General features: G+C 56.2%; 25 protein-coding genes and 5 pseudogenes. 10 read left to right on the top strand and 20 right to left on the bottom strand.

Annotation, left to right across the window (positions count from 1 at the left end):
- Positions 1-4: 4 nt before the first annotated feature.
- The 5 genes and pseudogenes from RSAL33209_RS16160 to RSAL33209_RS06500 form a co-directional block, all read right to left on the bottom strand.
- Entirely contained in the window at positions 5-538 is a 534-nt protein-coding gene (locus tag RSAL33209_RS16160) for a GNAT family N-acetyltransferase (RefSeq protein ID WP_158539297.1), read from the bottom strand.
- Positions 539-569: 31 nt separating this feature from the next.
- Positions 570-1,142: pseudogene (locus RSAL33209_RS18635) on the bottom strand (4-hydroxyphenylacetate 3-hydroxylase C-terminal domain-containing protein).
- Positions 1,143-1,260: 118 nt separating this feature from the next.
- Positions 1,261-1,992 (bottom strand): annotated as a pseudogene (locus RSAL33209_RS18630) (4-hydroxyphenylacetate 3-hydroxylase N-terminal domain-containing protein); the annotation flags it as partial.
- Positions 1,993-2,084: 92 nt separating this feature from the next.
- Positions 2,085-2,627 (bottom strand): annotated as a pseudogene (locus tag RSAL33209_RS06505) (flavin reductase family protein).
- A 65-nt stretch (positions 2,628-2,692) separates the two neighbouring features.
- Positions 2,693-3,985, bottom strand: coding sequence for an MFS transporter (locus RSAL33209_RS06500; protein ID WP_041684552.1), 1,293 nt, complete (start codon positions 3,983-3,985; stop codon positions 2,693-2,695).
- A gap of 195 nt (positions 3,986-4,180) precedes the next feature.
- Here RSAL33209_RS06500 and RSAL33209_RS06495 point away from each other — a divergent pair, with 195 nt between their 5' ends.
- Together RSAL33209_RS06495 and RSAL33209_RS06490 are read left to right on the top strand one after the other, a co-directional pair.
- Complete coding sequence (locus RSAL33209_RS06495; RefSeq protein WP_012244909.1) at positions 4,181-5,314, top strand: metallophosphoesterase family protein; 1,134 nt, start codon at positions 4,181-4,183, stop codon at positions 5,312-5,314.
- On the top strand, positions 5,311-7,968 hold the full coding sequence (locus RSAL33209_RS06490; protein ID WP_012244908.1) for an AAA family ATPase: 2,658 nt from the start codon (positions 5,311-5,313) through the stop codon (positions 7,966-7,968). Before RSAL33209_RS06495 ends, RSAL33209_RS06490 begins: the two co-directional genes overlap by 4 nt.
- Before the next feature lie 100 nt (positions 7,969-8,068).
- Here the strand turns inward: RSAL33209_RS06490 and RSAL33209_RS06485 are convergent, their stop codons facing one another.
- The gene (locus RSAL33209_RS06485) at positions 8,069-9,049 is read right to left on the bottom strand and encodes an MIP/aquaporin family protein (RefSeq protein ID WP_012244907.1); all 981 of its coding nucleotides are present in this window, start codon (positions 9,047-9,049) and stop codon (positions 8,069-8,071) included.
- A 161-nt stretch (positions 9,050-9,210) separates the two neighbouring features.
- On the opposite strand from RSAL33209_RS06485, the gene RSAL33209_RS06480 reads away from it, so the two are divergent.
- On the top strand, positions 9,211-10,293 hold the full coding sequence (locus RSAL33209_RS06480; RefSeq protein WP_041684551.1) for an ADP-ribosylglycohydrolase family protein: 1,083 nt from the start codon (positions 9,211-9,213) through the stop codon (positions 10,291-10,293).
- A gap of 5 nt (positions 10,294-10,298) precedes the next feature.
- On the opposite strand, the gene RSAL33209_RS06475 is transcribed toward RSAL33209_RS06480, so the two are convergent.
- The 3 genes and pseudogenes from RSAL33209_RS06475 to RSAL33209_RS06460 all read right to left on the bottom strand — a co-directional run bounded on the left by RSAL33209_RS06475 (position 10,299) and on the right by RSAL33209_RS06460 (position 12,699).
- Positions 10,299-10,886 carry a DUF4395 domain-containing protein gene (locus tag RSAL33209_RS06475; RefSeq protein WP_012244905.1) on the bottom strand — a complete coding sequence of 196 codons (588 nt, stop codon included), beginning with the start codon at positions 10,884-10,886 and terminating at the stop codon, positions 10,299-10,301.
- A 42-nt stretch (positions 10,887-10,928) separates the two neighbouring features.
- Positions 10,929-12,195 (bottom strand): annotated as a pseudogene (locus RSAL33209_RS16995) (IS3 family transposase).
- A gap of 84 nt (positions 12,196-12,279) precedes the next feature.
- Positions 12,280-12,699, bottom strand: coding sequence for an MmcQ/YjbR family DNA-binding protein (locus RSAL33209_RS06460; protein ID WP_012244904.1), 420 nt, complete (start codon positions 12,697-12,699; stop codon positions 12,280-12,282).
- 51 nt (positions 12,700-12,750) lie between these two features.
- Here RSAL33209_RS06460 and RSAL33209_RS18115 point away from each other — a divergent pair, with 51 nt between their 5' ends.
- Positions 12,751-13,239, top strand: a complete 489-nt coding sequence (locus tag RSAL33209_RS18115) for an SDR family NAD(P)-dependent oxidoreductase (RefSeq protein WP_012244903.1) — start codon at positions 12,751-12,753, stop codon at positions 13,237-13,239.
- Positions 13,240-13,256: 17 nt separating this feature from the next.
- Positions 13,257-13,637: an SDR family NAD(P)-dependent oxidoreductase gene (locus RSAL33209_RS18110; protein ID WP_199533206.1), complete on the top strand. Its 381-nt coding sequence runs from the start codon at positions 13,257-13,259 to the stop codon at positions 13,635-13,637.
- Here the strand turns inward: RSAL33209_RS18110 and RSAL33209_RS06450 are convergent.
- The gene (locus tag RSAL33209_RS06450; RefSeq protein ID WP_012244901.1) at positions 13,634-14,617 is read right to left on the bottom strand and encodes an exonuclease domain-containing protein; all 984 of its coding nucleotides are present in this window, start codon (positions 14,615-14,617) and stop codon (positions 13,634-13,636) included. The genes RSAL33209_RS18110 and RSAL33209_RS06450 overlap by 4 nt on opposite strands.
- Positions 14,618-14,704: 87 nt before the next feature.
- Between RSAL33209_RS06450 and RSAL33209_RS06445 the strand changes: the two genes are divergently transcribed.
- Positions 14,705-15,301 (top strand): HAD family hydrolase, encoded by a 597-nt coding sequence (locus RSAL33209_RS06445; RefSeq protein WP_012244900.1) that lies wholly within the window; start codon positions 14,705-14,707, stop codon positions 15,299-15,301.
- Between the two features lie 100 nt (positions 15,302-15,401).
- On the opposite strand, the gene RSAL33209_RS06440 is transcribed toward RSAL33209_RS06445, so the two are convergent.
- The 3 genes and pseudogenes from RSAL33209_RS06440 to RSAL33209_RS06430 all read right to left on the bottom strand — a co-directional run bounded on the left by RSAL33209_RS06440 (position 15,402) and on the right by RSAL33209_RS06430 (position 17,419).
- A complete protein-coding gene (locus RSAL33209_RS06440) occupies positions 15,402-16,091 on the bottom strand; it encodes a hypothetical protein (protein WP_012244899.1) in 690 nt (229 codons plus the stop codon).
- Positions 16,088-17,033, bottom strand: a pseudogene (locus tag RSAL33209_RS06435) (ABC transporter ATP-binding protein). The gene RSAL33209_RS06440 and the pseudogene RSAL33209_RS06435 overlap by 4 nt, the downstream one beginning before the upstream one ends.
- Entirely contained in the window at positions 17,030-17,419 is a 390-nt protein-coding gene (locus RSAL33209_RS06430; protein WP_012244897.1) for a GntR family transcriptional regulator, read from the bottom strand. The pseudogene RSAL33209_RS06435 and the gene RSAL33209_RS06430 overlap by 4 nt, the downstream one beginning before the upstream one ends.
- Positions 17,420-17,549: 130 nt before the next feature.
- On the opposite strand from RSAL33209_RS06430, the gene RSAL33209_RS06425 reads away from it, so the two are divergent.
- A complete protein-coding gene (locus tag RSAL33209_RS06425; RefSeq protein ID WP_012244896.1) occupies positions 17,550-17,960 on the top strand; it encodes an NUDIX hydrolase in 411 nt (136 codons plus the stop codon).
- 185 nt (positions 17,961-18,145) lie between these two features.
- On the opposite strand, the gene RSAL33209_RS06420 is transcribed toward RSAL33209_RS06425, so the two are convergent.
- Complete coding sequence (locus tag RSAL33209_RS06420) at positions 18,146-18,772, bottom strand: hypothetical protein (protein ID WP_012244895.1); 627 nt, start codon at positions 18,770-18,772, stop codon at positions 18,146-18,148.
- A 149-nt stretch (positions 18,773-18,921) separates the two neighbouring features.
- Between RSAL33209_RS06420 and RSAL33209_RS19600 the strand changes: the two genes are divergently transcribed.
- From RSAL33209_RS19600 to RSAL33209_RS06410, 3 genes are all read left to right on the top strand, one after another.
- Entirely contained in the window at positions 18,922-19,593 is a 672-nt protein-coding gene (locus RSAL33209_RS19600; RefSeq protein WP_012244894.1) for a cation:proton antiporter domain-containing protein, read from the top strand.
- Between the two features lies 1 nt (position 19,594).
- On the top strand, positions 19,595-20,827 hold the full coding sequence (locus RSAL33209_RS19595; RefSeq protein ID WP_012244893.1) for a cation:proton antiporter domain-containing protein: 1,233 nt from the start codon (positions 19,595-19,597) through the stop codon (positions 20,825-20,827).
- Between the two features lie 63 nt (positions 20,828-20,890).
- Complete coding sequence (locus tag RSAL33209_RS06410) at positions 20,891-21,616, top strand: VTT domain-containing protein (protein ID WP_012244892.1); 726 nt, start codon at positions 20,891-20,893, stop codon at positions 21,614-21,616.
- Here RSAL33209_RS06410 and rdgB read toward each other — a convergent pair whose 3' ends face one another.
- From rdgB to clpS, 6 genes are read right to left on the bottom strand one after another with little or no spacing between them, the layout of a single operon-like run.
- On the bottom strand, positions 21,617-22,258 hold the full coding sequence (gene rdgB / locus RSAL33209_RS06405) for an RdgB/HAM1 family non-canonical purine NTP pyrophosphatase (RefSeq protein WP_012244891.1): 642 nt from the start codon (positions 22,256-22,258) through the stop codon (positions 21,617-21,619). It lies immediately after the preceding gene.
- On the bottom strand, positions 22,258-23,010 hold the full coding sequence (gene rph / locus RSAL33209_RS06400) for a ribonuclease PH (RefSeq protein WP_012244890.1): 753 nt from the start codon (positions 23,008-23,010) through the stop codon (positions 22,258-22,260). Before rph ends, rdgB begins: the two co-directional genes overlap by 1 nt.
- Positions 23,011-23,055: 45 nt before the next feature.
- Positions 23,056-23,853 (bottom strand): MBL fold metallo-hydrolase, encoded by a 798-nt coding sequence (locus RSAL33209_RS06395; protein WP_012244889.1) that lies wholly within the window; start codon positions 23,851-23,853, stop codon positions 23,056-23,058.
- Positions 23,850-24,770, bottom strand: coding sequence for a glutamate racemase (murI, locus tag RSAL33209_RS06390; protein ID WP_012244888.1), 921 nt, complete (start codon positions 24,768-24,770; stop codon positions 23,850-23,852). The genes RSAL33209_RS06395 and murI overlap by 4 nt, the downstream gene beginning before the upstream one ends.
- Positions 24,767-25,348, bottom strand: a complete 582-nt coding sequence (locus RSAL33209_RS06385) for a DUF2017 family protein (RefSeq protein WP_012244887.1) — start codon at positions 25,346-25,348, stop codon at positions 24,767-24,769. Before RSAL33209_RS06385 ends, murI begins: the two co-directional genes overlap by 4 nt.
- Positions 25,341-25,655, bottom strand: a complete 315-nt coding sequence (gene clpS, locus RSAL33209_RS06380; RefSeq protein WP_012244886.1) for an ATP-dependent Clp protease adapter ClpS — start codon at positions 25,653-25,655, stop codon at positions 25,341-25,343. The genes RSAL33209_RS06385 and clpS overlap by 8 nt, the downstream gene beginning before the upstream one ends.
- Positions 25,656-25,678 lie beyond the last annotated feature (23 nt).

Below are 25,678 nucleotides of genomic sequence, written 5' to 3'. Positions count from 1 at the left end.
ACTGTCAATGCACGATGAGTTTGGCCCGCAGCAACAGCCCTTCGCCACCGGAGAATTGCACGCCGTAAATGCGTTCCGCGCGAAGGACTTCGCTAAAGCCAAACTCATCGTGCATTGCCACTGAGGACTCATTCCGCGCATTGCAGAAATACCAGGCCTCATCCGCACGTTCAGCGATCCAGCTCAGACGGGCTTTGGTGAGTTCGCGGCCAACAGACTGCCGCCGGAATTCGGGATGTACCGAGCAACCGACTAGATAGAAACCCGGTCTGGCGACGTCGTCAGCTGCGGGTTCCAGCCTGCTGGCCTTGGCATACCCCACTACAGCTGAACCGATTTCTGCGACCATGAGCAGCGCATCTTCACGCTCAATGCTGCGGACCCAACTGCTTCTGCGAGCTTCGCCATCGCCGCCTCGGATCAATTGCTCAATGCGCTCAAGCGCCCGAAAATCCGATTCTACCGGGCCTCTGATGAGAAGTCCAGCAGGGGCTGGCGCCGATCGTTTGCCGTGGTCAAAGGCGGCGAATAAATTCACCGGGTCAGCCTCAACCCGCAAGCCGCCGACTTCATTCTGCGCGACTCAAAAACTCGCGGACGCGTTCCCGTACTTGTTCGCGGTCATAAGAATTGACCAAGGCACAGGCCATTCGGACGGGATCGCCAAAGAAGAAGTATTCGTACAGCGCTTGCCGGCCGGAGAACGAGGAGATTGACGTATCATAGGCGAGCTTGAACAGGCGAATTCGCTCCGGCCCGGTGAGCGTTTTAGCCTGCAGCTACAGCTCAATATCTGGCAGGGCTTCAGAATTCAGATCTGCTTCGCCGGGCAGTCCCATCAGTCCGCTCGCGGAGAACTTGCGGATAATCTGTGGGAAACGCTGGGCCACTTTGGGGTACCAATTGCGCGCAGTGTTGAGACTGGACCAACGGGGCAGCAATACGCCGTCGTCAGTCAATGCGGCGTCCGCCTCGGAGGATCGCATGAGCGCTTTGCCAATCTCGACAGTCTGGATCAGCTCGGCCAAATCCTCTTGGATATGTTGAAAACCGTCGATACCAATCGAATCTGCCAGCTCTGAAGCTAGGCCCAGGAAGAACTCGCTTTTGGCAATGGTTCTGGTGACTACCTGGTGGGTCATCAATTGCTACCGCGTCAGTTTCCGAATAAAAGTTATTGCACAGCTCCGGGTGGCCCAACATGAAAATTCGTTCGTTAGGGACGAAGACGTTGTCGAAAACCACCACTGCGTCCATCTCTTCAAAGCGCGCAGCCAGCGGTTCGTCATGCACGCTCTTGCCGGTATAGAGCGAAGAGCGGCATAGGTATCGCACACCCTCGGTGTCATTGGGGATCGCAAAGGCATACGAATACGGGGCGTCTTCTTGCGTGCCGCGCAATACCGTCGAGGGGAAGACCAATAATTCGTCCGCGATCGGCGCGCTAGTAGCGAGCATTCGCGCACCGTGGATCACAATGCCGTCTTCGCGCTCCGAGACGATTCGAGCAGCCAGCTGACCGCCAAGCTGTTCCGAGCCAGAGACCGATCGGTTGACTTGCGGCGGGATCAACGTATGCGTTGCTAACAGATCGTTTTCACGGCAATGCTCGTAGTAAGCCCTTATATTGGCACCAAAATCGATGCCGGATTCGGTACCAGCCTGGGCGAACCACTTCTCGGCCGCAGCCAACGCGGTCAAGGCAGCGTTCATGTAGTCGCCGGTCCGGCCCAAGAACCCATTCGCATACTCGGCCCAGGTGGAAATCGCGGCTCTGCGATGTGCCAAGTCCTCTTGGGTTCGGGGGATCAAAAACGACGCGCTGACTTTATCGCCAGTACTCGGCGAGTCGTAGGTAAGTGCGCTTTGATACCTCGGCTCGTGCTGCATATCGAAGAGTTTCGCGTAACTACGCGCTACGTTCGCAAAAGCGGGATGCTCGGCAATACTCTCGCTGACCACCTGGCCGTCGATAACCACATGGGGGTGCATCGAATTCAATTTAGCTAAGTACTGCTGACCAGTTCGAATGCCCATGTGTTCTGCTTCCTTCGAGAAGGTACTAAAAATGTTCGACGACGGTCTCAGAGCAAATCTTCGACGCCCAGTTGGCTTTCCGGAATTGTCGTAAATCGGCTGTTCGCGAAAGCCAGGGCATCACCGTTCCGGTAGTTAAAATCAACTACCTCGCCGAGATAGAGCGTGTGATCGCCGCCGTTGTACTCCGCCCAGGGCTTGCATTCAAAGAAGGCCAGCACATTACTCAACCTCGGGGCCACTTAGCCCTCAACCCACACCGGTTCATGCGCTGGCCGGCCAGCGAAATACATCGCCAGGCCCTGCTGTTCGGCGCCAAGAATGTTAACGGTGAAGGGCCGGTCCTTGAGCTCATCATGGGATCTAGTGCTCCGAGCGATTGAGACTAAAACTAATGGCAGCTCCATGGAGACCGACGTAAAAGAATTGACGGTGATGCCATGCCGTTTGCCAGCTGCCTCGGCAATTCCGGCGCCATCGAAAGTCACAATAGCCACTCCGGTGGCAAACCGACCCAGCGAACCTCGAAAATGGTGATCCCGCGAGCGCAGGGTACGTTGACCTGATTTGCTCGATGTAGGTGAGTTCACCCGATCTCCCTCCGATAGCACTCTCTTACGTTACTCCGCCGCAGAGGACTGATATAGCATCGCGGCTAAACCGAACGACGCAAGGTCAAAGCGGTGACCAAACCCAAAACAAAAAGCAATGTCGCGGCCACCACGGGAACCACGAAGGCCTGATGGTAACCCTGGCTCTGGGCCAGTGAACAGGACAGAGCCGCGCCCAACGCGGTGCCGGCGACGATCCCGCTGGCCAACGCAGTCATCACTGTGCCCAACCAGCGGCGCGGTGCCACTATTCCACCGATGGTAAAGATGGTCACCATGGTCGGCCCCACTGGGATGCCAAGCAAAAATAACACCACGAGCATCGGCCAGATTTCAGTAGGCAGCAACAATAGCCAAGCCAGCCCGGCCATCGCCGCGGCGGAAAATACCCATCGCCAACGCGGCACGAACTTCCGCGGCCAATAGGCAACGGAGAGCGCTGCGGCAGCCGAGCTCAGACCCATCACCGCGTAAAGCAATCCGGCCAGTTCAGAACCGCCCGCAGTGGGCGCGACCTCGCCGGCGAAAGCGCTCAATGAAGTTTGGGTGGCTCCGAAAAAGGTACCCATGCAGAGCATGCCTAGCACCGGAACTGCGACTTTCAACCAAAGCCAGCGATCCACAATTTGTTCTTGCGGAGCCGGGGCATGCTTGCCACCACGTTGGATCGCGACAGAATTCACTGTGTGATGCAGCGCGAAAAGTGTCACCAAGGTAATAGTCAAGGCGGCCGAGATAACCAAAGGTAGCCAAGGTGCAATCAATGAAGCCAGGAGGCCCACAATTGCCGGTCCCAGCACAAAAGTTAGTTCGTCCGCGGTGCTCTCATAAGACAATGCAGTGTCTAAAAGGCCATCCCTGCGTTCTTGCGGGGCTTTGCCAACCATCGCCATCCAGCGCACCCTAGCCAGCGGTCCGACTTGCGGCGAGCTAGCGCCAGCCAACCAGGCCACAACCAGTAGCCAAACGACGGCCGCCGGTGCAAAGCCATCGTCGCTGGCGGCAATACTGTAGCTGAGGATCACCACGGCGATCACCACGATGGTGTTCGCCAGCGCAGCTGAAATTAATACTGGCTTTTGGCCGATTCGATCAGCAAGAAATCCCGCGATCGGTGCACCCATCGCGGCGCCAATACCTACTGCGCCAGCGGCGAACCCGCCAATTGCATACGAATGGCTGACGCCGGTTACCAGGGTAAGAACTCCCACGGTCACCATGGCCAACGGCAAGCGGGTAAAAAGTCCTAAGGGGATAAAGCCCCGGCCCGAAAGGGCGGTAATCCGGGAAAAACGGCCACCAGTGGGCGCCGTCGGCAATGTCGAATTAGTCGTCATAGAATCTGAACACACCTAAGACATGTGCAACGTCCCTCCGCCCGCTGCACCCAAACCGGTTACACCACTATTCTAGCTGACCGAGCATTGCATACTAGCCCAGCCGCCGCAGCGAAATTGCTGCCTTGGTGATTGTCGGTGGCACCGCCTAGGCTCGAAGCAGTGCGATAACCCTTCGAGAACCGGGAGCCCACGGTGAAGTTTCTGCATACCGCAGATTGGCAACTCGGGATGACCCGTCATTTCCTGGACGAAGACGCCCAGCCGCGCTATACCGCAGCCCGAATCGATGCTATTCGGGAAATCGCCGCGCTGGCACAGCGTGAAAATTGCGAGTTCGTTGTGGTGTGTGGCGATGTTTTCGAAACCAATATTGTTGCTCCAGGAGTGGTTAGTCGTGCTTTAGAAGCGATGCGTTCCATCCGGTTACCGGTCTATTTGCTGCCTGGAAATCACGATCCGCTCGAAGCTTCATCAATTTACACAAGGGCATCATTCAAAGCTGCCTGCCCCGAAAATGTCACCGTCCTGCTGACGCCTGGCGCCCACCAAGTCTCCCCCGGCGTGGAAATCTTAGCCGCACCCTGGTTTTCCAAAAAACCGCTAGAAGATCTTGCCGCAGCAGCAATTTCCCAGTTACAGCCGGACGGCACGCTTCGAGTGCTGGTAGCGCACGGTGGTACGGACTTGCTCGATCCAGACCAGACAAACCCCGCCTTGATCCGGGTCGCCAAACTAGAAGAGGCCCTCAGCCAAGGAAGCCTTCGCTATGTCGCATTGGGTGATAAACACTCAGCAACTAAAGTCGGAGACACCGGACGAATTTGGTACTCCGGAACACAGGAAGTTACCTCATCTCGAGAGCCGAACCCGGGCAAGGTTCTGCTTGTTGATCTGGACTCCTCGACTACAACGCCCAAGGTTAGTCAGCATCAAATCGGCACTTGGGCATTCCTTGATTTGGCCTTCGAGCTCAATAATTCGTTTGATCTAACAGACTTGGCCGCTGAGCTTGACGCGCTTGAAAACAAGGATCGAACCGTGCTGAGGCTCAGTCTGAAAGGCACGTTATCGCTCAAAGACAAAGCCGAATTGGACCTGCTGCTGGAAAGCAATAGTTTGCGTTTCGCTTCGGTCCATCTCTGGGAGCGTCATACCGACTTGCAGGTATACGTTGATGGTCAGGAATTAGGCGATCTTGGCGTCAACGGATTCGCGGCAGAGGCGGTAGCCGAGTTGATGGCGACCAGCGCTGGAACTGGAGACGATGCCGCAACTGCACAAGATGCCTTGTCCTTGCTCTATCGATTAGCCGGGGGCAGCAAATGAAACTGCATCGGCTGAGCTTGGAAAACTTCCGCGGAATCTCGGCACGAAGCCTTGATTTCCCGGAAACAGGCGCGATTGTCATCGAGGGTGAGAACGAAGTCGGGAAGACCTCGATGATCGAAGCCCTCGATCTACTCATCACGGAGAAAGACAGCTCAAATAAAGCTGCCGTACGAGCAATAAAACCAGTCAATGCAGACGTTGGCAGTTCAGTAGAAGCTGAGATCAGCACCGGGCCATATCGATTTGTGTATCGAAAACAGTTCAATCGCACCAGCTCAACCACGCTAAAAATTAGCAAGCCCTCCGCCGTGCAACTCAGCGGTGCAGAAGCTCATGAGCGAGTCCAAACAATTCTTGCCGAGACCTTAGATCAAGCGCTTTGGAAAGCGCTTAGGATGATGCAGGCGCAGCCGCTTAGCCAGGTAGCTTTGGCGGAGAGCGGCTCGCTAACTACCGCGCTCGACCGTGCTGCCGGCACCACCGCAGATCACGAAGGAAACGATCCGCTGATCACCGCGATCGAAACTGAGTACCTGAAATATTTCACCAAAACCGGCAAAATCACCGGTCAGTACCTTGCCCTTGAGAATCAGCTCGAGTCAGCGCGCGCAGAGGTTGCGAAGGCCAACAGCGCCGTGGCTGAAATCGCGCTCGACGTCGCAAAACACGAGTCACTCACGGCGCGAATCGAGCAGCTCGGCACTCAACGGTCGGTGACTGAAGAAGAGTTAGTGGTGCTCAACGAGCAAATCGAAGGTTGGCATGAGTTGGAACGACGGCAACTCGAAGCCGCCGAGGCCAGCGAAGCCGCGCAACAACTTGCCGAACGCGCTGAGCAAGATCAGCTCCGCCGGACTGAACTCCTTGAGTCTGAACGAAAACGCGCGTCAGCGGCAGCCACATTGCAAACCTCGATCGAACAAAAATCCCTGGAATCAACACGGGTAGCAACACAGCTAGAACACCACCAGCTCTCGACAAATACGTTGCGGCAGGCAGCCGATGCCAACCGCGCAATTTCGGAAACTGCACGTGCCGATGTAGATCACTGGCAAAGCGGCCAAGAGACTGTTCGGCTCAGTGCTCAGCTGACCGGCCTGGCTAAACTCGCAGAACGAATCGACGCAGCTCATCGGACCATTGCCGCTCAGATCGTGGATGCCCAGTTATTGGCAAAGATTGAAAAAGCGAAGTCCGCGGTAGATATCGCTGAAGCCACCCTTCGGGCCGCCTCAGCGCAGCTGACTGCCCAGGCGCTCAGTCCGGAAGTCAACGTTGAAATTGACGGGATTCCGTTACGGATCTCCCCCGCAGCCGAGCATGAGGTCTCGCTGAGCAAAGCTGTTGAGTTCGTAGTTCCTGGCATTATCAAGTTGGTGCTCCGGTCAGCTGCTGACGCTGGCCAGCTCGCAACCGAGGTTGCCACCGCCACCGAAGAACTGAACACGTTGCTTCGACAAGCTAAAGCAACAGATACTGCGCAAGCTCGCCTCAAACATCTGCAACGCCGAGAGGCCGACGACGAGCTCCGATCAGCTCAAAAAGAACGTCAGCGGCTACTGGGTACCGATGACGAAAGCACACTCAGGGCGCGGTTTGCGCAGTTAGAGACGCAGCAGCAAAGCTACCTCGCAGACCGAGAAGACTCGCATCCGCTGCCGGCGGATGAGGCCACAGCCAAATCGTTGCGTCACGATGCTGAATCTGCAGAGCGAGAGTCGCGTGCCGCTTATGACCTTGGGCTAACTGCACTAACTCAATACCAAAGCGCCTGGAGCGCTGTCCAACTTGAACTGGGCATTGCGCAATCCGAACTCAAAGTCCATGAGGATGAGTTACAAAAAGCGCAAATTTCAATTCAACAAGCTCGAGAGGTCGTGGCAGACGAGATCCTCGCCGGCAATTTAAAACAAGCCCAAGAAAACCTGACCACGGCCCAGCTGCTGGAACGCCAGTTCTCAACAGATTTGGCCGACTCTGATCTACCAAATTTGCGCGACCGAAGCCAGAACGCCGAAGAGCTCACCCTGAGCCTCCATCAGCAAATTGAGCAAATGCGGGCAGTACTGACCGAGGCCAAAGCTCGTTTTGAAATCGCTGGCAGCCAGGGCCGACAAGAAGCGCTCGACGTAGCAGAATCTCGCCTGGACCATACCGAAAAGAAATTCAAAACAGTCAGAGCGCGCGCTCAAGCGACCAAGCTGCTGCACGAGGTGATGCAAAAACACCGAGACTTCGCCAAGCAGCAATACGTTAAGCCATTTCAAGACCAGGTCAACAAATTGGGTCGTTTTGTTTACGGAAAAGATTTTTCCGTCGATCTGAACAGCAACCTTCAAATCACCACCCGAACAATTGGTGGGCTCTCGATTCCCTACGATGCCTTATCAGCGGGCGCAAAAGAGCAGTTAGAGATTATGGCTCGATTAGCTTGTGCGGCCATGGTTGACCCAGATGATGGCGTTCCGCTGCTGATTGACGATGCCCTTGGCTATTCGGATCCAGGCCGGATTCGATTACTGAGCGCCCTCCTGGGCACCGTGACGGCTAGCTCTGAGGCGCAGATCTTCCTTTTCACCTGCACACCAGGCCGTTGGAGCATCGGATCCGCAACCACCATTCGGCTGGAGCGCGAAACCAACGCTGTTTAGTCATTGCGCGACTGCGTAAAAAGTCACAGCGTAAAAAGGTCACAGCACACAAAAAGAAAGCCGGGCCCTGATCAAGGCCCGGCTTTCTAAAACCTCATGACTACTTATCGTCAGTGGTTTTCTTTGCCTTGTTGTCAAAGAATTCGCGAGCCTCATCCTCGGAGGGCTCAGCTTTGACTGACTTGTCAACGGGAACCTCAGCAGTAGCTACCTTTACCGGTGCACCATCAGCGGCTTGCTCGTCAGCGGCGTCAGCAACATTTTCATCAGTCGCCTCAGCGACGACTGCCACAGCTTCCTTAGCGCCGTCGCCGTCCGGGACCACAAATCCGCGGTAAATCAGACCGGCCAAGGCAGCGCCTACTAGCGGGGCCAGGACAAACACCCAAAGCTGACCAATTGCATCGCCACCGGCGAAGAAGGCAACCGAAAGCGTCCGTGCCGGGTTGATGCCAGAGTTGGTCAACGGCAGCAGCGCGAGCGTCAAGGTGGCATAGGTGAATCCGATGGCGATCGGTGCTACCGCTTTGTTCACTGTTGGCCGCCAAGCAGCGAGAACAACTGCGACGAGAACTGCGGTGGCAACTACTTCAATCAGGATCGCACTGTACAGCGGCACCTGAGCGGTTGAGGAAGCATCGAATCCGTTCGAGGCAGCCTTGAATACTGCGCTGACACCGCCGCCGTTGGGCGAAGGGGTCCGGAACACAGGCAGCGAATTGAACACTACGTAAAGCACCAGCACGGCAAGTAATGCCGAGACAGCTTGCACAACGACGTAATACAGTGCGTGCAGCCACTTGATCCGCCCGGCGATTGCCGAGGCGAGGGTAACAGCAGGGTTGAAGTACCCGCCGGAAACCTTACCGAACAAAACCGTCACGGCAACCAGGGCAAGCCCGAAGCCCAGCGCGGTCTGAACCGAGGCACTGTTTTGCTGGACGACGGCGAGCGTGCCACCGATGCCAGCGAAAATAAAGATGAAGGTACCCAGAAACTCGGCGCCCAAGCGAGCATAAAGTGAATGCCCTTTCGGCGCTGCTTCGGGTGTAATTATTGTGGGTACGGCGGCCTCAGCCATGGAGTTCCTTTGTTTGAGCGTTGGGATTAGCGTTACTGCGCTGATTCTGCAGATTACTGTACCGGTTCGGCTCTGTGAGGCGGCTGTGTCCACGCCGTACAAAACCTTGGGAGATTCCGGCAAGGAGTCATTCCGTTGAATATCCCGGTAGATTAGTTCAAATGCAGATCAGTTTCCCCTCCCGCGTCCGCGCCTGTCTGATGGGCGGCGCATTGGGTGATTCATTTGGCTATCTTGTTGAAACTGACGATCTCGCGACTATTCAACGCAATTTTGGCCCGGCGGGCCTTCTCGACCTATCCCAGGTGCCCGGTGCCGTGCATTTTTCGGACGACACTCAGCTGACTTTGTACACCGCGGACGGTCTGACGGAAGTCCTCGATTGGGCAAAGCAAGGCATCGCGGCAGATCCCACGGCCTGTCTTTGGCTGGGTTACCTTCGTTGGCTTCGAACCCAGGGTGAACAACTTCCGGAAGAGGCACCGACGCCACCGTTGCGCTGGATCGACCAACAAGAGGTCTTACAACATCGCCGGCACCCCGGCAATGCCTGCCTGACGTCGCTCAAAACCGGTGCGATCGGCACCCTGTCTCGTCCTATTAATCGCGAGGCGAAAGGGTGCGGAACGGTCATGAGCTCGGCGCCTTTCGGGCTAATTCCGCATATCGATGCCGGTTTGGCGGCCCGGATGAGCATGGATGGAGCCGCGTTGACGCACGGTCATCCGATTGCTATCCAGGCATCTGCGGCCTTTAGCTGGCTGATCCACCAGCTTGCCGTCGTCGAACTTTCGCTCGGTGACGCTGCTGATTCCATGCTCGAGTACCTCGAGTCAATCCCGGCCGAAGCCGGTCTACTAGCCGCGGTTCAGAACGCCGTGGTGCTGAGTCGAGCAGATCTTGACTCCGGTCGGGTCCGCACCGGGAACGAACTTAACGACGCACTCGGTGACGGCTGGGTCGCCGAGGAGGCCCTAAGCCTCGCGCTCTATGCGGCCATCGTGAGCGGCTCTCATGAAGCCGGCAACAGCCCGACGGCGCATTTTCTAAGCTCAATACGGATCGCGGCTAATCATCGTGGCGATTCGGATTCCACCGCGGCAATTGCCGGCAACATTATTGGTGCCCGCTACGGAATACAGTGTTTGCCAGAAGGTTGGCTGCGACTTTGCGAGGCACCGGAACTTATCTATGCGGTGGCTGACGCCCTGCTCGATGCTTGCAGTGTTGAGCCAGCTAGTTGAGTCTGCTAGCTCTGCTGACTAAATACCGAACGCAGGCTCACGTTATTGCAGGCTTCGCAAACTGACTCCGGGTTCACCCCGCGACGTTGCAAGAAGCCGAAGATCACACAACCCAAGCAGAACCCCAGGAATGATTCCAAGGATGATGCCACGATAAAAAGCACCAAAATCGCCCAAGCGACTACGGGAATCCCGGCGAAAAAGAACACCGTAGCCGCCAATGAGATCACGGCGCCCATGCCCTGTGCGAAGCGCTTTGGTGGCCCGGCGAACAACTTGGCTTCGCCAAGCCTTGGCGCAAGTACCTTGACCGATAGCAAGGCAAAAGGTGAAATTCGGGGTCCAAACAGCACTCGTAATACGAAGCCGGCAGCCAAAATTACCAACCCCCAGCCCCAGCCGGTAGCAAGAGTCACCAAAGCCAAGATGACGACTAATCCGGCGGTAAATCGCGCAGTATATTCATTGACCGGATTGGGAAATGCGAAGATTCGTTTAAACCGAGATTGCGGCACACTAATAAAATCTGTGGCCGAAACCGTGCCGGCTAATGCGCTAGCGCCCTTTGATTCAAATAACTGTGCCATTTTCAAAGCGTAGATCTGTGAATCGCTCCGGTGTGTCCTGAGGGTTTCTCAGACGATGAGCCTGTCGGCGGCTGCCGTGCTCTGGTAGTGATTGTAGTAGTGGTTTTCTAGCTCTACTGGTGGGATGTCTCCGCAGTACTGGTAGAGCCTTCGGTGGTTGTACCAATCGACCCATTCAGCGGTGCCGATTTCGACTTCTTCTAGAGTCCGCCAGGGCTTGCCGGGTTTGATCAGCTCGGTCTTATAAAGCCCGTTGATGGTTTCCGCCAAGACGTTGTCGTAACTATCACCCACAGAACCGATCGAGGGGCGGATACCGGCCTGGGCCAGGCGTTCGGTGAAGGCCAAGGAGGCGTATTGAGCCCCGGCATCGTGATGATGAATCACCCCGGAAATCTCAGCCCCGGCCCGTTCACGACTCCAGATTGCCTGATTAACTGCGTTGAGCACTAGCACGGTGTTCATAGAAGCACTCGCTGACCAGCCCAGGATCCTCCGAGAGTAAGCATCGATCACGAAGGCAACATAGACCCACCCGGACCAGGTCGAAACATAGGTGAAATCAGCTACCCATAGCCGATCCGGTGCCGTTGGTGTGAAATCACGGCGGACCAAGTCCTTCGCTCGGGCCGCCTTCGAGTCTTTGATCGTGGTGCGTTTGACCTTGCCACGGACCGCACCCTGTATGCCAAGTAACCCCATGAGCCGTTCTACCGTGCACCTGGCCACCGGCACACCTTCACGGTTCATCGCCAACCAGACTTTCCTGGTGCCGTAAACCCCGTAATTAGCGGCATACACCTTCTGGATCACGGGCTTGAGCACCTCATCACGTTGTTCTCGGTGAGATCGTGTTTTATCCACCCATTCGTAGTACGTGGGACGGGGTGGTCTTCACCCCGTCCCAGTAAGCACCTGGCAGATCGACTCGACACCCCACCGCAATCCATTATTCTCGCGGTGACCGGCATGGTCCTTGATGTATTTCACGATCAGTGTTGTGGCGGTCGAGTTCGACCGCGAAAAAAGCTGAAGCACTCCGAAGGATCGCGTTCGCCCGTTTCAGCTCAGCGTTCTCACGCCGTAACCGTTTCAGCTCGGCCGATTCCGTGCTCGTTGTTCCAGTTCTAGTACCAACATCGATCTCGGCTTGCCGGACCCATTTACGCACCGTTTCCGGCACACCCACACCCAAAAGCTGGGCAACTTTTTGCATCGCCGCCCACTCCGAAGACGCACCCTCCATCTCCGCCACCATGCGCACCGTATGATCCTTCAACTCCTGCGGATACCGTGTCGTAGTTTTCCCTGCCATGTCCTGATCCTCTCAAACAAGAAAGTCTCCGGACACACCGGGGCGATTCACTGCTCTTGCAATAGGCCCTAGTAATGTGTCGAACTAAGACTGCTTAGATGTGGCTGGACCGCCAGCAAGATCTATTTTTGCCAGCAACCGTGCAGAGGCAATGGCCTGGTATGAGGAGTCCAAAAGCTCCGCAATCTCCTGCCAATCGACGGTAGCGACTGCAAAGTCCAAGCCAATCCAACCCGCTGGAGCCAAATAGGCTGGTAAATAGCAGCGCTCATCGGCAAGGAGAGCATCGCGTTCCGAACCAAAGGCAAGTATCTGCACCGAGCTCGGATGCGGCCGCCCAGATTGCCCTTGACCGAAGTAGGCAAAGATCTTGCCCTTCTCCCCCGCCCGAAAAGTCGGTCTGCCGTGCGCTTCTTTTTCCAAGGCCTCTGGAAAAGCCAAAGCCAGCTCGCGCAACGGGGCCAAGCCAAAGTCGCCGTCGTCGTACATCTTCGGGTGGGCCATAAATCAAGATTAGTCCTCAAGATAGGCTGCAACCATCAATAGGTTGAACCGATGAGTGGACCAGGCGCTTATGTAGTTACCGGTGGCAGCAATGGAATCGGATACTTCGTTTCCGAACAGTTGGCCCGTGCCGGTCATCAGGTGATCATCGCGGCTCGCAATCCCGAACGCGCGCAGCACGCCATTGAGGCGATCCGGGCCCGCGTTCCGCTGGCAAAGGTGAGCTTCCAGCAACTCGATCTGGGCTCTTTGGCGTCAGTCCGACGGGCCGCCGCTGAGCTTTCCGACGCTGGGCAGCTGGCCGCTGTGATCGCGAATGCTGGCGTGGTGCACGGCCACGAAGCTCCGAGCACCGCGGACGGTTACGAGTTATTTTTTGGCACCAATCACCTTGGTCATTTCGCCCTGCTGGCGCAGCTCTTTCCGGCTCTAAAGCCGTCCCCGGGGCCAGAATCGTCCACCTCGGCAGTTTGTCCCACCTCGGTGCCAAACCAATTACTGGCGAACCAGGGAAACTCGGATGGTTCACCAATTACATGAACTCTAAGCTTGCAGTAATGCAATTCGGCTTCGAGCTGGACCGACGCTTGCGACGACGTGAAGTAGATCTGCTTTCGGTGCTGGCACATCCAGGTAATGCGCCAAGTGCTTACACGCCAAACCGTCCAGGACTTTCGCTCAGCGCGCCGATGAATCAAGTATTGAAAGCACTGACGGCGCCATTTTCAGAGGGTAAAGATGCCGGAGCCAAGCCTGTGGTTCATGCCGCAATCGATTCCGATGTATCCGGCGGATCTTTTTGGGGTCCGGACCGATTATTTGGCATGGTGGGCGAACCAACAAAGGTCTCGGCTGCTTCGACGGCCTATGATCGCGTCGCGGCCAGCCGACTTTGGCAGGCTTCCGTTGCCGCTACAAAAGTCGACTTCGATTTTTAGCCGATCATTTGCATGAACTCTCCTTCGGAGAGCACCTCAATCTGTTGACCTTTTCCGTGTAATTCCAATACTCGCTTGGCTTTTGCCGTGAGTCGAGAGCCTTTGGTTTCACCGCGGCGCAGGTCTGCGGCGATGAAGCCGTCTCCTACCACCAGAACGGTGGTTCGTCGGGTCACACTTGAGGCTGGTTGCGCGCCCAGTTCGGCTGCTTTTACTTTGGCATTTCCGCGCGGAATTTGGAGGTTCCCAGTGAAAACTACGGTCTGGCCAAACAACGGATGGTTGGCATCCGCCGCCGTATTAGCAGCGGGGTTAGCACCTTCTTCGGGCCAGCCGAGCCAGTTACGCTCCTGATTCGAAGCGGCAGAATCAGCTAGCAAACTTGTTGCTGCCGGCAGATCACTCGGTTGAAATACTTCCAGCGACGGCAAGGTCAGGCCAAATTTTCGATAGAGCTCTGCAATATTAGCCACATCATGCCTGGCGACAATATCGATCATGATTCCGGCGCAGGCTCTGGCATCTTCGACGGCGTCGTGATGGTTGATCAGCGGCACGCCCGCGGCTTCGGCAACGAAGGGCAATGAATAGGAAGGCAAAGAATAACTACGCCGCGCCAACATTACGGTGCAGGCGTAGTCATACCGTGGTCCCGATTTCGCCGATACTTCCTGGGCAGAACGCATGACGCCGGTGTCAAAAGCTGCGTTATGTGCCACCAAAATGTCTTGACCGATGAATCGCTGCACCTCATCAAAAACGCGATCAAACCTAGGCTGACTGGCCACTTGCTGCGGCGTGACACCGTGAATGGCAATATTCCGCGGATCAAAACGGTCGTGCCCAGCTGGTGGTCGCATCAGCCAAAAAGCCTCTTCGACAATTTCACCACCGCGGACTCTACTCAAGCCCACTGCGCAGGGCGATCCCCTGAAACCGTTGGCGGTCTCAAAGTCGATCGCCGTGAAATCCAAACTCACCTCTCAAGGTTAGCGCTGCGGTCCGACGTTTTTGCCTCCGGCACGCCCCGAGCATCAGAGGCGGAAAGGTTTCGATAGGCTGCAAAGGTGAGCTCACAAGTGAATTGGTATCTATTCGACTACGGCATGGTGATTTCGGACGCACCAACTGAGCAAGATTGGCGAGCGCTAAGCGAGGCCGCAGGCTTAGAGTTAGCGACTCCGAAGGGTCCTTATTGGCAGAATCGCGCAGATTATGACGCCGGTAAACTCAATGTTTCGCAATATTGGGAGCTGGTTCTGGGACGTGAAATTTCCGATGGATTGCGCGAGGAACTTCATGCGCTTGATATCCGAGCGTGGTCCAACCTCAATTCGGATACGCTCGATGTGCTTGAGGCGATAGATTCCACCGGCGCCAACATGGCATTGCTGTCCAATATGCCCACAGAAATGGCTGATTTCTTCCAGCACTCCAGTGCCTGGGCCAAGTACTTTTCCAAACTGTATTTCAGCGGTCATTTGGGCTTGATCAAACCCGAAAAAGCGATCTTCGAACACGTCTTGGCTGAGTTATCAGTCTCGGCCGAAAATGTGACTTTCATTGATGACCGGAAGGAGAACCTGGACGCAGCCGCAGCTTTGGGTCTGCGCACCGTGCTGCATCATCCCGGCGTCGACCTTTCCACCGAACTCAGACTCTAATCTTCGTCTCTGAATTCCGCCACAAGGCAGCGAGTGTCGAGTTGTGGTCGGAAAACACGTTGTTTTCCGACCACAACTCGACGGTTTTGGGGGTTGATTGTTACGGCGTCGTCTTGCGCAAGATCAGATATGAGCCACCAGCCAGCACTACCGCGATAACGAGCGCCGATGCCGCAACGCTGAGATTGGTCTGCCCAGAAAGCCAACCGCCGAACTCGGGCCATTTGCCCGACCAGGTCAATAGTGCGCCCAATCCGACCAGGATGATGGCAAGCGAAGCGCTGGTGATAAGCAAGCCCATAACCCGCCAGCGCTTGTAAATTGTGGCACCGAGGAAACCGAGCAGACACAGCAGCAACATCGCCGAAAAGAAGAATAAGATCACGGCAAACCAAGGCCCGTCCGAAACCCAAGGCAATTTGAACATGTGACCGTTCATGCCCCAGCCATTGGTGGCTCCTTCGATGAGACCGGCCAACCAAAAAATTATTGCCATGGCCAAGGCGACACCACCGAAAAGTAACATCGAACCCAGATAAAAAGCTTTCCGGCTAATGCTCAGCCCCTGTGAAAAAGGAAAAGTTAGCGTGAGGGCTTGGATACCGAGCGCGAAAAAATACCAGATTGGCGCTTGCCCGGCCCCAGCGAATTTATAGCCAACAGTGTTTGGAATCATCGCCCAGATCGCAAGACTGAGCAGGAAAGCTGATACCAAGATCACTGCGGGTATGCCTAAGAATGTCCATTTGTTGATCAGCTGCATGCGGATCACATTGAGTGCCTTATTCATCGGACAGCCTCCTTGCTGAGTTCGTTCTCGGTCTCAGTGAAATCTGAGCCGGCGGAACCAATTGTTTTGCGGACAATCAGCTGCTGGAGCGAAACTGGGGCCAATTCCAGCCCCAGCTCAGCAGCCTCTTGACGTTCGGCTTGACTCAGATGCCCGTTTACGGTTACAGAAGAAAGTGAACCGAAGTTTTCTCGGTGTAGCACCTCACGGTTGGCAATAAAGTGCTCCAATCGTGCTTTTACGCCAACCACGGTCACCGCACTGCCGCGAATTTCCTCGGCGTCGTTGTCCATGATGATCTTGCCTTTATCGATCACAATGACGTGCTCCAAAAGATTGGCCACCTCATCGATCAGGTGTGAAGACAACACGATAGTTCGCGGAAAATCGGCATAGTCTTCCACCAGACGGTCATAGAACAATTGCCGCGCCACGGCATCCAAACCCAAATAAGGCTCGTCGAAAAAGGTCAATTCGGCTCGGGATGCTAACCCGATAATCACACCGACAGCAGAAAGCTGTCCCCGCGAAAGCTTTTTAATCCGGCGTTTCATCGGTAGCTGGAAATCTTCGACCAATCGCTCAGCTAGAGCTTGATCCCAGCCACTGAAGAAGATTCTGGCCGCTTTGAAAGCATGCTGAGCGCTGAAGTCGTCCGGGTATTTCTGTAGACTCCCGAATAAAGCAGATTCGATCAAGAATCTTGTCATTTTCGTACTGGTCACCGCCGAAAACCTCGGCTGCGCCGCTGGTTTTGAATCCCTGTGCGGTCAGGATAGACATGATGGTGGTTTTTCCAGCACCGTTTCGGCCTAACAGTCCGTAGATCTTATTCGGCTCCAGCTGAAGACTCACCTTGTCCAGCGCGGTGAAGTTACGGTATCGCTTCGTGAGGTTCTGCACCTTCACAACAGGCGCAGGGGCGGTCAGCGTTCTACTCATCGATTCACGGCCCTTTCATGGTCGGTCATGGGTTCACTCGCACGGGTAATCATCTCGGCGAGTTGGTCGTTGTCTATGCCCAATTTGCGGGCCTCCAGTCGCAGTGGCTGGACATATTGCTGGAAAAACTCTTCGCGTCTGCGGACCACTAAGGTGTTCCGGGCTCCGGTTGCCACGAACATGCCAATTCCCCGTCGTTTGTACAAGATTCCTTCGTCAACCAGGAGATTGACGCCCTTTGCAGCGGTCGCTGGATTGATTCGGTGAAATGCCGCGAATTCATTGGTCGATGGCACCTGCGCCTCTTCGGCCGATGTTCCGTCCACGATTTCGTTCTCGATCAGCTCCGCGATCTGCAGAAAAATCGGCTTACTGTCATCAATCACAAAAGCCCCCGTTCACGGCCAACAAAGCTGGTTACTTGGTTAGCCGGTTCATTACTCATACAACTAACCTAAGGCGCGGTCTTTCCGATGTCAACCCGAGTTGGCAGACTTTCCTGACTAAAGTGGAAAAATGAACCGGATCGTGACCGTCAGCGCAGTGGCATTTCTCAATCAGAACAACGAACTGCTCACCGTCCGAAAAAGGAATTCACAACGTTTCCGACTTCCCGGCGGCAAACCCGACGACGGCGAAACTCCGCTAGAAACAGCCATCCGAGAGGTCCGAGAGGAAACCGGCATTGAGGTGCCAAGCTCAGCCTTGACCTCACTAGGACGTTGGCTCGGCGAAGCAGCAAATGACGACGCCGACCAAGTCTGCGCCGATCTCTATCTCGCCGATGGGCTGTGGCAGGCAGCGCCGCAAGCTGAGATTGCTGAATTGCGTTGGATTCCACTCGACGCTGACGGGCCAGAACTAGCACCACTACTGCGGCACTTTTTGTTGCCAACATTGCGTGATCGCTTCATTTCCCAGCCCTGAAACGGGCTAATATCTTGCTACTCCGCGTGGCCCATTCGTGGTTGCACCCGCAATACAGGCTCCGCAACTGGCTCAGCCACCGGCGTCGTTCCGGGCAGAAGCTACGCCTGAATTCGTTGCTCTAGGGCGGCAATTGCCTCTTCGGGCAACACTAAAAGCCCGTCAAGTTCCTTACGAGCCCGGCTTTACGCCAATTGTTTTTCCGCCTGGGTCGACGCATCGTCAACAGCCATTGTGAACAATTTACGTGCCGTACCTAACCGTTGCCGCTCTGGCTCGGTGTAATGCGCATCCTTGATTCTTCGCGCTTCGCGCTCTGCCACGTCAAATGCGACCTCAAAATTGCGTAACGCTTGCCGGTACTCGCTCAGCTGCGCATCGTTGACAACCCCGGAAGGGCTCTCCGGACGCAATCCATCAGCTAGTCGTTTGGCCCGTAAAAATTCAACCGTAAGCGGCTCTCGCACATCGGACATCATCGGAAAATCGATCAGCTTAGCTACATCAAGCTCGTAATCGAGCCAACGTGCGTTAACTGCATCATGATCAACGAAAAGCCGCTGCGTTTCCTCAAGTCGTAATTGTGCAGGCGTCTTTTCCACCGGAACAGAAACCTCGGGCTGCGACCCATAGTTCTGCTCCCGGTTTTGGTAACCGCCATGCCGATCAGCTCGACGCTGCTCAAGCCGACTACGTCGAGATTTGCCGCGGCCGAAGGTCGAGCGAACTATTCCGCCAAAGACTGGCAGCAAAAAGATCAACCACCAGCGCTCACCAATGAAGGTTAGGACGGTATTCAACGACTCATTCACGGCATATCACCTCTCCATGTTGCCACCTTGGCCCCGCAGGCTCAATGACGTATGTCATCGAAGCCCGCTAGCTCGCACGGCACAAACTCGACACACAAAATCTGACCGTTCGAGAATGCTCTCAGACCCGCTACTGACAGAATAGGTCTATGCAATTTTCGCTGACGCTCTTGCTCGTCATTCTGCTGGTCTGCGCGGTCAGCGGGCTCGGCCGCAAACTCAGAATTTCCGCACCACTGTTGCTCGTGATCATTGGTGCTGGTGTGTCGTATTTGCCGTTCGTTGAGCCGATCGTGCTTGACCCAGAATTTGTGCTGCTCGCACTGCTGTCTCCTTTGCTTTATGCCGCAGCATTGCAAACCTCGCTCATCGATTTCCGTACCAATCGGCGGGCCATCGGGCTGCTTTCGGTCGGTTACGTCATCTTCAGCACCGTGGGCGTCGGCTTAGTCGCTTGGCTGGTTTTCCCCGGTATTCCGCTGGCATCAGCCATTGCGTTGGGCGCGGTGGTGGCGCCGCCGGATGCCGTGGCGGCAACCGCCATTGCGCGAAAGGTTGGCCTGCCCCGCCGGGTGGTGAGCATTTTAGAGGGCGAGTCGTTGGTCAATGACGCGACTGCCTTAGTCTGTCTACGGGCCGCAATAACTGCCTCGGCCGGAACCGTCTCCGCCTGGCAGATTGGCACACAATTTGTCTGGGCAGCTGGCGGCGGCATTGTGATCGGTCTGGTTGCAGCCATCATTCTGATCTACATCCGCAAGCGCGTGCGCAACGTTGCGATCAACACTTCAATGTCATTGGCCGCGCCATTCCTGGCCTAATTTGCCGGCTGAAGAGCTGAGATCCCTGCACATCCCCGCGCTCGGCATCGAAGACATGCCCGCTTCTGGCGTGCTCGCCGTCGTCGTCTGCGGCTTACTCATGGGTGCCAAAAGCCCAGCCATGCCCGGCGGCGCCTCACTGTTGAGCCAGCGCAGCAACTGGGCCACCGTGCAGTTCCTGCTGGAAAATTCGGTGTTTTTATTGATCGGCCTGCAAGGACAATCAATTCTGGCGAAAGTCAGCCAAGATGATTTCGGTCTGGAAACCATTTGGTGGGGCTGCCTTGCGATTCTTGGCGCGGTGTTGCTCTTGCGACCGATTTGGGTTTTTCCCGCCACCTATTTACCACGGCTCATTCCGGCAGCCAGAAGAAACGAACCCCGGCCGCCTTGGACTAATCCGGCAATCATTTCCTGGGCCGGCATGCGCGGTGTGGTCACGCTGGCCGCGGTTTTGACGCTACCCATTGGATTTGAGCATCGCGATGTGTTGATTTTAGCGGGTATGGTCGTTGTCGCCGGCACCTTAGCTCTCCAAGGCTTTACGCTTCCGGCCTTGGTCCGACTCTTGGGCGTCCGCGGCCCGGATCGTCGCGAGGACTTATTATCTGAGGCAGCGCTGATGCAAAGAGCGACGACGACGGGGCTCAGTAAGCTCAAAGAGATCACCATCGAAGATGATCCGCCAGAAGTGCTTGCGATGCTCAAACGCCGCACCCAGGAGCGAGGATTGGCCGCCTGGGAACGATTAGGCCGGCCCGAGGCAGATGGCCAAACGCCCTCGCAGCGCTATGGACAGCTTCGGCGGGCAATGCTTGAAGCAGAACGAGCTGAAGTGTTGAACCTGCGCCGCACTGGCGAATATGCCCACGAAGTGCTGAGCGAAGTTCTCGATCGTCTGGATGTTGAGGAATCGATGTTGGAAAACGCCACCGAGGACAGTGAGTTTGGTGACCCCTCCGAGCTGGCGATCCGTAACGATGGCTGTGAGCACTTGTTAGCCGCGCAAGACCCCCGGGCCCCAACGGAGCCTGTCTGCGAGGAATGCTTCCGAGAGGGCGTTGAGCCAGTGCATCTGCGCATGTGTCTGCAGTGCGGCGAAGTGGGTTGTTGCGACTCCTCCCCCGGTCGGCACGCGGATCAACACTGGCGCGAAACCAAGCATCCTGTCATGCACAGCATTGAGCCGGGCGAATCGTGGCGCTGGTGCTACCCAGACGAGCTCCTTGGCTAAGCATTTGGTCGCTAGTTCCCGGCGTTGCTGAGAAACTCGCACAGCGGCGTAACGTACCCTTGAGTGGTGACTCTTGCAACGATCAGCCACGCCCTATTGTCCGCTTCCAGCACGCTTTCGGGTTTTACCGGCGGTCCTGTGCGTACCGGACTATTGCCCGACTGGCTCAATCCGATCAACATCTTAAACCCAACGCTTGGCGTCTGGGTCATTGTGATCGCCTGTGCCATTATCTTTGCCGAAACGGGGCTGTTGATCGGGTTCTTCCTGCCCGGCGACTCGTTGCTCTTCACGGCCGGCCTGCTAACCGCCGCAGGTAAGCTGCCGATCAATATTTGGGTTCTAGCGCTGTTGCTGATCATCTGTGCGATTGTGGGCAACCAAGTGGGCTATCTGATCGGCAAAAAAGCCGGTCCCGCCATCTTCAAGCGCCCTGACTCTCGTTTCTTCAAGCAGGAAAACATCGCCAAAGCGCACGCATTCTTTGAAAAGCACGGTGGCAAAGCACTCGTGTTAGCCCGATTCGTACCCATTGTGCGGACCTTTGTGCCGGTAATTGTCGGCGTAGCGCAGATGGACCGGAAGAAATTCTTCCTCTTCAACGTCATTGGTGGCGTGCTCTGGGCCGGCGGCGTCACGCTACTTGGCTTTATTTTGGGCGATCGATTCCCCTGGGTTACTGCCAACCTAGACTTGATCTTCGTTATCATCGTGTTGATCTCGGTTGTGCCGATTCTGATCGAGGTCATCCGGGGCTGGCGCGCCAGCAAGAAGAAGAAACAAGCCTAGTTAGACGCGCGGCTTCAGCAGTTCCACAATCGCGGGCAACAATTTTCGGAATGCCTCGCCACGATGTGAAATGGCGTTCTTTTCTGCCGGTTCCAGCTCGGCACAGGACCGATCTAAGCCTTCTGGCTGCAAAATGGGATCGTAGCCGAAGCCTTTTTCACCTCGCGGCGCGGCCAATAGGGCGCCTTTCAGCTCACCTAGTTCAACCGTTTCCACGCCAGGTGCTACGAGCGCTGCCGCGCAAATAAACTTTGCCGCACGATGCTCCGGGCCAATATCCCCGAGTTGCGCGAGCAATAACGCCAAATTTGACTTGTCATCGCCGTGTTGACCGGCCCAACGTGCGGAGAAAATTCCTGGCGAACCGCCAAGAACTTCCACCGCGAGGCCAGAATCGTCAGCAATCGCTGGTAATCCAGTGGCTGCACTAACGGCGTGTGCTTTCAAAAGGGCGTTCTCTGCGAAGGTGACGCCAGTCTCGGCAACATCAGGTGCACCCGCACTCGCGGCATCAATCACTTGGCTATCGACATCAAGTCCCGGCACTTGGCCTCGTAGCAGCTCGCGCAATTCGCGGAGTTTGCCTTGGTTATGGGTAGCCAGAATGAGTCGTGGTTGCTCAGCGCTTGCAAGCTCCGGCATCAGAGCAAACCGAGAGTTTCGCGTTGAATCTGAGCAAGTTGCGCAGTGCCGAGCAAAGCCAAGTCCAGTAATGCGTCAAGCTGATTTCGGTCGAAAGGTGCCCCTTCCGCGGTGCCTTGTACCTCAACAAATTTGCCGCTTCCGGTCACCACGACGTTCATATCGGTTTCTGCTCGAACATCTTCCACATAGGCCAAGTCCAGCATCGGCACAGTATCAATGATCCCAGCTGAGACCGCCGCCACGGTATCTGTCAACGGCTGAGCTGTCGCGGAAATGAGCTTGTTTTCACGCGCGAAACGGATCGACTCTGCGAGCGCTACGTAGGCGCCGGTAATCGCGGCAGTCCGGGTGCCGCCGTCGGCTTGGAGGACGTCGCAGTCAAGAACGATCGTATTCTCGCCCAAAGCTTTAGTATCGATGATTGAGCGCAACGAGCGTCCGATCAACCGCGAAATCTCGTGCGTGCGTCCGCCGATTTTTCCCTTTACGGACTCGCGATCTGAACGGGTATTAGTGGCCCGGGGAAGCATCGCATATTCGGCGGTGACCCAGCCCCGCCCTTCGCCGCGCAACCAGCGCGGAACGCCCTCGGTGAGCGAAGAAGTACACAGCACTCGCGTGTTACCGAATTCGATCAGCGCGGATCCCTCAGCTTGACTAGACCAGCCACGAGTAATGGAAATATCGCGAAGTTGATCAGCGGTACGGCCGTCGGCGCGCAGGTCGGAAGTAACAGAAGTCGAAGACATAACTCCAAGCCTACCGAAAATTGCCTGGCCGATCTGAGCAAAAATCTAAATCGTGTAATGCACTCCGGCCACGGCAACGGCTACTTCACCGGAATAGGCAGCTTTGGCTTCGGCAACGACGACGGACGGATCGGTCCAGACCGGCAAATGTGTCAAAAGCAAACGACGGACGCCGGCTTCTGTTGCCGCTTCGGCTGCCCGTTTACCCGTAAGATGCACGCCTTTGATCGCGTCATCGCGGCCCTCTTGAAATGCTGCCTCGCACAGGAAAAAATGTGCACCTTGGGCGGCCTCGATCAGACCAGGGCAAGTGTCGGTGTCGCCCGAATATGCCAAAACCACTCGCCGGTCCACGCCAGTGCCGTCAAACTCGCTGACCTCCACCCTCAGTGCATAGGCCTCCTCCATCGGATGGTCCACTGCGTAGGGCGTGATCGTGAACGGTCCCAGTGAGACGGCCGTGCGTTCAGACCACGTAATGAAATCAAATTCTTCGCGCATACCGGGTTCTGGGTCCAGGCCATAAGCGGTGGCAAGCCGGTCAGCGGTGGCGGCTGGTCCCCAGACCGGAATTCGGCCGGCGTCCCAACCATCTGGATCCCAGCGGACAGCCACGTGCAAGCCGCATAAATCCATGCAGTGATCCGGGTGCAAGTGGCTCAGGAATATGCCGTCGATGTCACGAAGGTCCATATATTTTTGGACTGCACCCAAGGCACCGCTGCCTAAATCAAGCAGAATCCGCCACGGTCGAATACCGTCATGCGCGGTCAACAGGTAGCACGAAGCTGGTGATTGCGGGCCCGGGAATGAGCCGCTACAGCCTACTATCGTGAGCTTCATCGCAGTCCCCCAGCCTTCGCCGAAGCATGCGCATCGCGCAGCATCTCCGGGGTAATTCGAGCCAGCGAGCCGGTTGGATAATGTGCCGAAACATGGGCGGCATGTTCAACTGAAAGAACTTCCGGCCCGAGGAAACGCCGGGCTAAGGTGCCAAAACCCTCAGCATCACCGGTTGAAATAAAGCGATGCTGCGGTGGCAGATTCTCTGTACGCTCCAGATCGTGCTCTATGAGCGCCTTATAGACGTCTTTGGCAGTCTCCTCGGCGCTAGAAACTAGCGTCACGCCGTCGCCCATGACATACGAAATAACGCCAGTTAGCAATGGGTAATGCGTGCAGCCCAGCACCAGGGTATCCACCCCGGCAGCCTTCAGCGGCGCAAGATATTCCTCCGCGGTATTGAGCAGCTCGGGCCCAGCGGTGATACCCAGTTCGACGAACTCGACGAACTTTGGGCAGGCCGCGGACGTTACTTGCAGGTCCGATGCGACGGCAAATGAGTCCTCGTAGGCGCGCGAGCCAATAGTAGCCTCGGTTCCGATCACGCCGATTCGACCGTTCCGGGTTGCTGCCACCGCCCGGCGAACTGCTGGCCGAATCACTTCAACGACCGGAATTCCGTGCCGTAACGTGTAGCGCTCACGGGCATCTGGCAGAACCGCGGCTGTTGCCGAGTTGCAGGCTATGACCAACAGCTTGACGCCAGAATCCACCAATTCATCCATTACACCCAGGGCGTTCGCGCGGACCTCGGCAATCGGCAACGGCCCATACGGAGCGTTGGCAGTATCTCCAACATAAAAGATCGATTCATTTGGCAATTGATCAATGACTGAGCGGGCAACGGTCAAGCCACCGACGCCGGAATCGAAGATTCCCAATGGCGCCTGGGCTTGAACTACAGGGTGTTGATTCATCCGGCCGCGCCCTCCGGTTTTTGTTGGTCCAGGTCGGCCAAAAGCGCCTGAACTACGCCGTTCTGCACCGCGCCCACAAAATAAAGTAGCGTCCGCAGTTCGTGATCGGTTGCTTCAGCGGTTTCTTCGGACTCCAAATCTCGGTGCAGCGCCTCTACTTGCTCGGCGGAATGGAGACCAAGCCGTTCAGAAAACACAATTCGGACGTCGTTCAATGCCCGGGCGAGCAGCTCAGCTTGTGCGCGGCTAAGGGTCAGTTCCTGAGCTTCAAGCATCAGACTAGCAGCACGCAATGCACCGATCTTGCTCTGCCGAATGGATCGCTCCGTGAGTCTGCGTAGCTCCAACGCCTCATCGTCGTCGCCTTCAATACCGTTGGGCAGTAGGCGCAGCAGCGCCGGATCGCTGGGCAGCTCAACATCTTCATCCCAACCGACCAGCGCCGCAAGCGAATCCTCTGACTCGCTCGGTTCCAGGATCGCGATTACTGAGGCGAATACTGCCTGCAAAATGCGCCGTTCGTCCTCGCCGATGATGGCGGTAATGCCTTCCGAGCTCACTCTAAACGCTTCAGACATCGGAGCCCTTCCGCACGGTAGCCTGCAAACCAAAGGAATGCATCGCCATCATGTCCGTTTCGGCTTTTTCGCGCGCCCCACGGGACACCACCGCTTTGCCACCGTTGTGAACTTGAAGCATGAGCGCTTCCGCTCGTTCTTTGCCATAACCAAAATAGCTCTGGAAAACGTAACTCACATAGTCCATGGTGTTGATTGGGTCATCCCAGACCACAACAGACCACGGATGCTCCCCCGAGGCGTCCTGGGCAGGCGAGTTTTCCACCGCGCTCTGTTCAACGGGCTCCGCCAAGGTGCTGATACTCATATGCCCATTCTAGGCGGGCCGGA

It is taken from the genome of Renibacterium salmoninarum ATCC 33209, from assembly GCF_000018885.1.
Taxonomy (GTDB): Bacteria; Actinomycetota; Actinomycetes; order Actinomycetales; family Micrococcaceae; genus Renibacterium; species Renibacterium salmoninarum.
Note: the sequence above shows the minus strand (reverse complement) of the source record. Positions and strands in the feature narration are given on the sequence as shown.